The organism is uncultured Polaribacter sp., from assembly GCF_947501385.1.
Taxonomy (GTDB): Bacteria; Bacteroidota; Bacteroidia; order Flavobacteriales; family Flavobacteriaceae; genus Polaribacter.
The window spans coordinates 80,569-87,245 of sequence record NZ_CANMVP010000021.1; the positions used below are offsets into that span (position 1 = coordinate 80,569).

At 38.3% G+C, this 6,677-nt stretch carries 4 protein-coding genes; all 4 read left to right on the top strand.

Features of this window, described 5'->3' with window-relative positions:
- Nucleotide 1: 1 nt before the first annotated feature.
- Nucleotides 2-1,429 (top strand): RagB/SusD family nutrient uptake outer membrane protein, encoded by a 1,428-nt coding sequence (locus Q0998_RS14030; RefSeq protein ID WP_299670813.1) that lies wholly within the window; start codon nucleotides 2-4, stop codon nucleotides 1,427-1,429.
- Between the two features lie 24 nt (nucleotides 1,430-1,453).
- Complete coding sequence (locus Q0998_RS14035) at nucleotides 1,454-3,010, top strand: redoxin domain-containing protein (protein ID WP_299670815.1); 1,557 nt, start codon at nucleotides 1,454-1,456, stop codon at nucleotides 3,008-3,010.
- A 642-nt stretch (nucleotides 3,011-3,652) separates the two neighbouring features.
- Nucleotides 3,653-4,267 (top strand): hypothetical protein, encoded by a 615-nt coding sequence (locus tag Q0998_RS14040; RefSeq protein WP_299670817.1) that lies wholly within the window; start codon nucleotides 3,653-3,655, stop codon nucleotides 4,265-4,267.
- Nucleotides 4,268-5,559: 1,292 nt separating this feature from the next.
- Nucleotides 5,560-5,943 carry an HU family DNA-binding protein gene (locus Q0998_RS14045; RefSeq protein ID WP_299664781.1) on the top strand — a complete coding sequence of 128 codons (384 nt, stop codon included), beginning with the start codon at nucleotides 5,560-5,562 and terminating at the stop codon, nucleotides 5,941-5,943.
- The last annotated feature ends 734 nt before the right edge of the window (nucleotides 5,944-6,677 follow it).

Below are 6,677 nucleotides of genomic sequence, written 5' to 3' on the forward strand. Positions count from 1 at the left end.
AATGATGAAAATAACATTTAATAATAGCAGAAATTTAATATCAAAATCCTACGGATTGATTGTAGCAGCTTTTTTTGGGGCGATAGCATTGTTTTCCTGTGAGGATTTTGTGGATATTGATCCACCAAGAACAGAAGTTACCAGTGAAACCGTATTTACTACTGATGCTACAGTGCTATCTGCCATAAGCGGTATTTATAGTCAAATGATTACCAATCGAAGCTTTACCAACGCTGAGATTGAACAGTATACAGGACTGGCTTCGGATGAACTACTTAACTTTAATACCTTTTCGCTTGATGATGGGGAATTTTTTACGAATAATTTAAATCCAGATAATGGAATTGTGTTTGGGTCGTTTTGGGAGCAAGCCTATAATTATATATGGAATGCTAATGAAATTTTGGAACAGTTAGAGAATGCGTCGTCTATTACGGATTTTACTAAGAATCAGATTAGTGGAGAAGCCCTATTTGTACGTGCCTTTTGCCATTTTTATTTGGTCAATTTATTTGGCGAGATCCCTATTGTAACTACTACAGATTTCCAAAGAAATAAAGTATTAAGTCGTTCATCAATTAATTTAGTCTATGAACAAATCATTTCAGATTTATTAGAAGCACAATCTTTGATGACGGATGATTTTTCCTTTGCGAATGACGAACGGGTACGTCCTAATAAAGGAGCTGCGACTGCCTTGTTGGCAAGAGTCTACTTATATCAAGAAGATTGGATAAATGCAGAAGCTCAAGCCACGGCACTTATTAATTTATCAAGCACCTATTCATTGGAAACTGACCTTAATCAGGTATTTACGCCAAACAATACCGAAGCAATCTGGCAGTTAAAACCAGCAACACCTTCTGGTTTTGTGCTTCAAGCACAGAAATTCGTGCTTACAAGCAGACCTTCAGAGGTATCATTGGCAGATGATTTTTATAATGCTTTTGAGACAGGGGATAATAGACAATCAGATTGGGTAGGTATGCTTATGGATGATGGTGATACCTTTTACTATCCCTTTAAATACAAATTCCCTGATGGAAATCTTGTAGAGTATTCTACTCTTTTTCGCTTAGGAGAGCAGTATCTAATCCGTGCAGAAGCCCATGCAAGGCAAAATAAGCTAGCAAGTGCAATAGCAGACCTAGACATAATTCGTCATAGAGCGGGTTTACCATTAATAGCCCAAACCAATCCCAGTATCAGTCAAATAGATTTGTTGGATGCGATATTAAAAGAACGAAGATTTGAATTGTTTGTAGAATGGGGGCATCGCTGGTTTGATTTAAGACGCTTTGGACAAGCAGGTACAGTACTGTCCGCTATTCCTTTAAAAGATTGGCAATCTACAGACATATTATTTCCAATTCCCATATCTGAATTAGAAGTAAATCCGAACCTATTACCTCAGAACAATGGTTATTAATAATAGCTAATAAATACTTAATAAATGAATTTTCAAGATAGTAGGGTAAACAAATTGTTATTAATTCTATGTATTTTTTTACTTAGTAATTATGTAAAAGCTCAAAATAGCTCTTTACAAATAGGTGATTCAGCGCCACCTTTAAAGGTTTTTCAATGGATAAAGGGAAGCCCTGTTTCTGAATTTAAAAAAGGACAAGTCTATGTGGTAGAATTTGGAGCTACCTGGTGTAAGCCCTGTGCAGTAGCTATCCCAAAATTGACAGCCTTGCAAAAAAAATACAAGAAAAAAGTTAAAGTGATTGGTCTTTTTGTGATGGAATATAATAATGAACCTAAAGACACTAAAAAACCAAAATATGTTGCAAGAGTGCAAAAGTATGTGACTAAAAAGGGTGATCAAATGGACTACAGTGTTGCCGTGGATGATCCAGAACGCACCATGGAAAATACTTGGTTACGAGCCGAAGGAAAAAATGGAGTCCCATATACATTTATTGTTGATAAACAAGGGCGGATAGCCTGGATTGGTCGGGTAGAATCCAATGGAATAGAAAAAATATTGAATACTATATTAAGTAATGAGTATGATATCAATAAGTTTATTGCTTGGAGCAAAGAAGATAAAAAAAATCAAACTCCTTATAATGACAAAAAACTGTTGTTAATAGAGGACAATGGCGGTAAGTCAACTAATTTTTTATACCGTTCTATTTTAACAAATTATAATGGAGATATACAAAAAGCACCTCCATCATTTATAACTGGATATTATTTGGCACATCCAAAACCAGAGACAGAGATGTATCTGGGAAGAGTTCAGACAACAGGTACTTCGCTTCCGCATCTTTATAACATGGCTTATGGTGATACTCTTTGGAATATGCCTTCATACAGACTTCCAAAGAACCTTATGTTTCCAGATACTTTAAAGAATCCTTATACCAAAAGATCTTATGGTAAATATTGGTTGCAACCTATTGTGGAAGTTTCCAATAAGAAACCCTTTGATTGGTTTTATAACTCACCTATGAATAAATACAATTATAGCCTAAAGGTTCCGACAGAAAAAGGCACTGCCAAATTTTTACAAGATGCCATGCAAAGAGACCTAAAAACCTACTTCGGATATGATGTACGTGTAGAAATTAGGGAAATGCCATGTTGGAAAATCACAGCGAATAAAAATGCTGTTCAAAATTTAAAATCAAAAACACCTGGGCAACCCTATCGTAGGTTAAAATGGGATAATGAAAAAGGATATGACGTCAAAAATGCAGAAATTCAAGATTTTATATGGAAATTGGCTTCAAATTCAGGGCTTACAGATACACCCCGTCCTCCATCCAATAAAACCGCAAATATACTTCCTTTTATTGATGCTACAGAATTTGATTTTCAAATAGATTATAGTATAAGTTTGGAAGAGAACGACAAGATAAATACTGCATTAAACAAGCACGATTTTTCATTGGCAAAAGCTTTTTTAAATCGTTTGGGCTTGAATTTAGAGAGAAGCACTCATCCAATGAAGGTAGTGGTCATTAGAGACCCCATTACAAACCAAAAAACGGTACCATGAAGTCAAATTTAGTCTCCTCAGGTGTCGTGCATCAAAACTTCCTAAAAGAAGAAGCGTTACAGCTGTTATGGTATCAATTTTACAAAATGGGTAAGAACACCCATAAAAGAAGAACAATAATAAAAAATAGCACACCTATGAAAGTCCAGAACAAAAGCCCTATTTAAGCCGTGTTCAATCCCCTATGGGTAGCCCAATTGGGGTTAAAACGGTTATAACCCCAGTATTATAAGGGGTTATGGCCTAAAGGTGGGGGGTTACGGCTCAATTGTTGGGCACAACAGCCGCTCCGTTGGAGCCAACGGCTGCTCCGTTGGGGTCCGCGGCTGGTCCGTTGGGGTTCACGGCTGGTCCGTTGGGGCTCACGGGCGCTCCGTTGGGCACAACAGTTGGTTCGTTGGAGTCCACGGCTGTTCCGTTGGGGGCAACGCTTGCTCCGTTGGAGCCCACGGTTGGTTCGTTGGAGTCCACGGCCGCTCCGTTGGGGCTCACGGGCGCTCTGTTGGGGGCAACGCTTGTTCCGTTGGGAGCAACGGTTGGTTTGTTGAAGCCACTGCCCGTTTTGTTGGAGGTTATGGTGACTCCGTATTAGCCCACCATAAAAAAAAGTAGTAGATACCTAAACGTAAAAATAAGTTTATTATGACACGAGATTTTATTCCTAGAACAGAAGGTCAGCTTATCATATGGTTGACAAATTTTAAAGACAAAATAGCTACCTTGGGGGCAGACCTGGGGTTAAGTCCAGAAGCCCTTACCGCTATTACCGCAGATTGTGAGGCCTTAATTGCCACCATTACTGCGGTAGAAACCGCCAGAACAGACCTGGCCACAGCCGTAACGGCCAAAGACAACACCAAAAAGAGTACCATTAGTACCCTGCGTACCGAAATTGCCCGTATTAAAACCAACCCCAACTATACCGAGGCCATTGGTAAAGACCTGAGTATTGTAGGCGAAACCACCCCACAAGATTTAAATAATGCTAAACCTACCCTTAGCGCAGAGGCGTTTCCGGGCTATGTACGTATTAAATTTATCAAAGGCGGTTTTAGTGGCGTTAACATCTATTCCCGTATCAAGGGCTCTGTTGGGTGGAGTTTTTTATCTCGAGATACTAGCAGTCCCTATGAAGACCAACGTCCGTTAGAAAACCCCAATGTTCCAGAAACCCGAGAATATATGGCCATCGGCCTAAAAGGCGATGATGAAATTGGGCAGGAAAGTGATGTGGTGGTGGTTGTTTTTTGGGGGTAGTTTTAAAGTTTGAAGTTAAAAGTTAGAAGTACAAAGTATAGATGAGTACAAAAGATAAAATCAAATCTAAAATCATCGTGTCATTCCGAGAGGAGTGAAGCGGAACCGAGGAATCTCATATCGCGTTAACGTTAGCTTTTTAGAGATCTCTCTGCAAGGTCGAGATGACAGAGAGTTGAAGGTTAGAAGTTAGAAGTACAAAGTATAAAAATTGTACAAAATATCAAATGGTAGGTTCGCCATAGGATTTGGAGGCGAGCCTGTCTACCGTCAGGCGTCAATGGTTAGAAGATTTCGTAAAGAAAAAAATGCTGTTTGACCATTGCCGAAAAACAAAAGACATTTTGCGCCGAAGGTAGCTAGCGAAGCTATCGAAGGTTATCAAGAAAAAGTAGTAGAAAAGAGAAATAGAAATAAAAAAAAAGAATTAGGAAACATTTTCTAAATGTCTGATCCTTGTAAAAACTAGAAAATGCTTCCTATCCTTTTATTATACATACAAAAAATAAAACATGATTTTTTATATCACTTCAATAACCATTTGTTTCATGTTGATATTATTGATATGTGCAGAAGAATAATAAGAAAAATATATGCAGTAAATTAAAACAATTAGTTAGAATTTTTAACCGCAATAGCATCTGACAATTACGTTGTCATTCCGGAGTTTATGCTGAGTGAAGACGAAGTGGTGGCAGGAATCCATAACCTCGCAGGTCGAGATGGTATACAGTAAAGAATAGCAATGCAATAAATAAAAAGAACGAACCTTGCCCATATGGGAATGGATGGGATAGAGATTGTTTAGAAAGTCTCTTTATATACAGATGAGAGGCTGTCTGAAAAGTAATTACAAATGTCTAACTGAGTGATTTGACTTTGTTCAGCACAGGCTATTCAGGATGACAGGAAGATTCACAACGACATTGCAAAAGAAAAAGATGATGATACAAACAAAAAAAGAACCCTACCGATTCCTATCTTGGAACGGATGCGATGAGATTGTTTAGAAGATCTCTTTATATACAGATGAGATCCCGCGATTCCGCGGGATGAATTCGACTAACTAATTTTAAAACACGCAGTGTTTTAAAATTAGAGTCTCATGAACCTTAACGCTTCTAATAGATTAGAACGGATGTTACGCGATTTTAAAAAAATCTTATTTAAAAGGTTGAGAGATCCCTGCCTTACTGAATCAAGTTCAGCACAGGTCGCAGGGATTAGTTCAACTAACTAATTTTAAAACACTACGTGTTTTTAAAATTAGAGTTTCACTAAAAACAAATAAAATGCCAGTAAAGATTAAAGCTCTGGAACGTGGAGAACCAGGTGTAGCAGGTGGTGGTATCAAAAAATGGTATGCTACTACAGCCAAACAAGACGAGCGCAATATTGAAGCACTTACCACAAGTATTGAAAAAATAAGCACCGTTAGTGGTGCAGACATCCGTGCCGTACTCTATGCCCTCGTTGATGTGTGTATAGAAGAATTAAGTTATGGCAATGTGGTTCGTATAGGAGAACTTGGAAACCTACGTGTAGGTGTAAGCAGCGAAGGTGTTGCTACACAAGAAGAAGTCACCACAGCACTGATTAAAAAAGCCAGAATACTCTTTGCACCAGGATCACGACTTAAAGTGATGCGAGATACTTTAACCTATCAAAAAGTATAAATTGGCAAAGCAAGCACTAAAAAAGGGGTCATAAAACACCTTTTTTTTAGTGTTCTCAGCTTTCTTTTTAAAGTTGTAAGCACAGCGCAAGAAAAGTGTAGTTACAAAAGAACACTTTTGTAGTTACAAAAAGAACATTTTGTAGTTACAAATCAACTTTTTTGTAGGCACAGTTTTTAGCCCCCGTGGTTACTGGGCTGAGAGCCCATCCCGATGTATTATTTGCTTTGTGAAATGTTTGTGAGAGCCCTTCCCCGAGATCCCATCTCAGAGGAGACTTTTTGCTTTGTGAAGCCCATCCCAGTGTATTATTCGCTTTATTAAGTCTCTGTGAGTACCCTTCCCAAAGGGAAGGGTTAGGAAGCTTTGGGTTTAATAACAATTTGAATGTGAGTTTAGAAGATATAATAGTACGGAACGTAAAGAAAATGTCCAGTGGACATTTTTAGTGAACGTGCCAGCTGGCGGGTTGGCTTTATAAAGGAGAAATATTACCGAAATCAAAATGTATTTTGATGGAAGGTAGCTAGCGAAGCGGAGCGGAACAGAGCAATCTCATATCGTGTTAACGTTAGCTTTTTAGAGATCTCTCCACAAGGTCACTGAATCAAGCCTGCCTTGTCGGCAGACAGGTTCAGCACAGGCGAGATGACAGGAAGTTGGAAGTTAGAAGTTAAAAGTGCAAAGTATGAATATGAGTACAAAAGATAAAATAATACGGAAATCAAAATGTC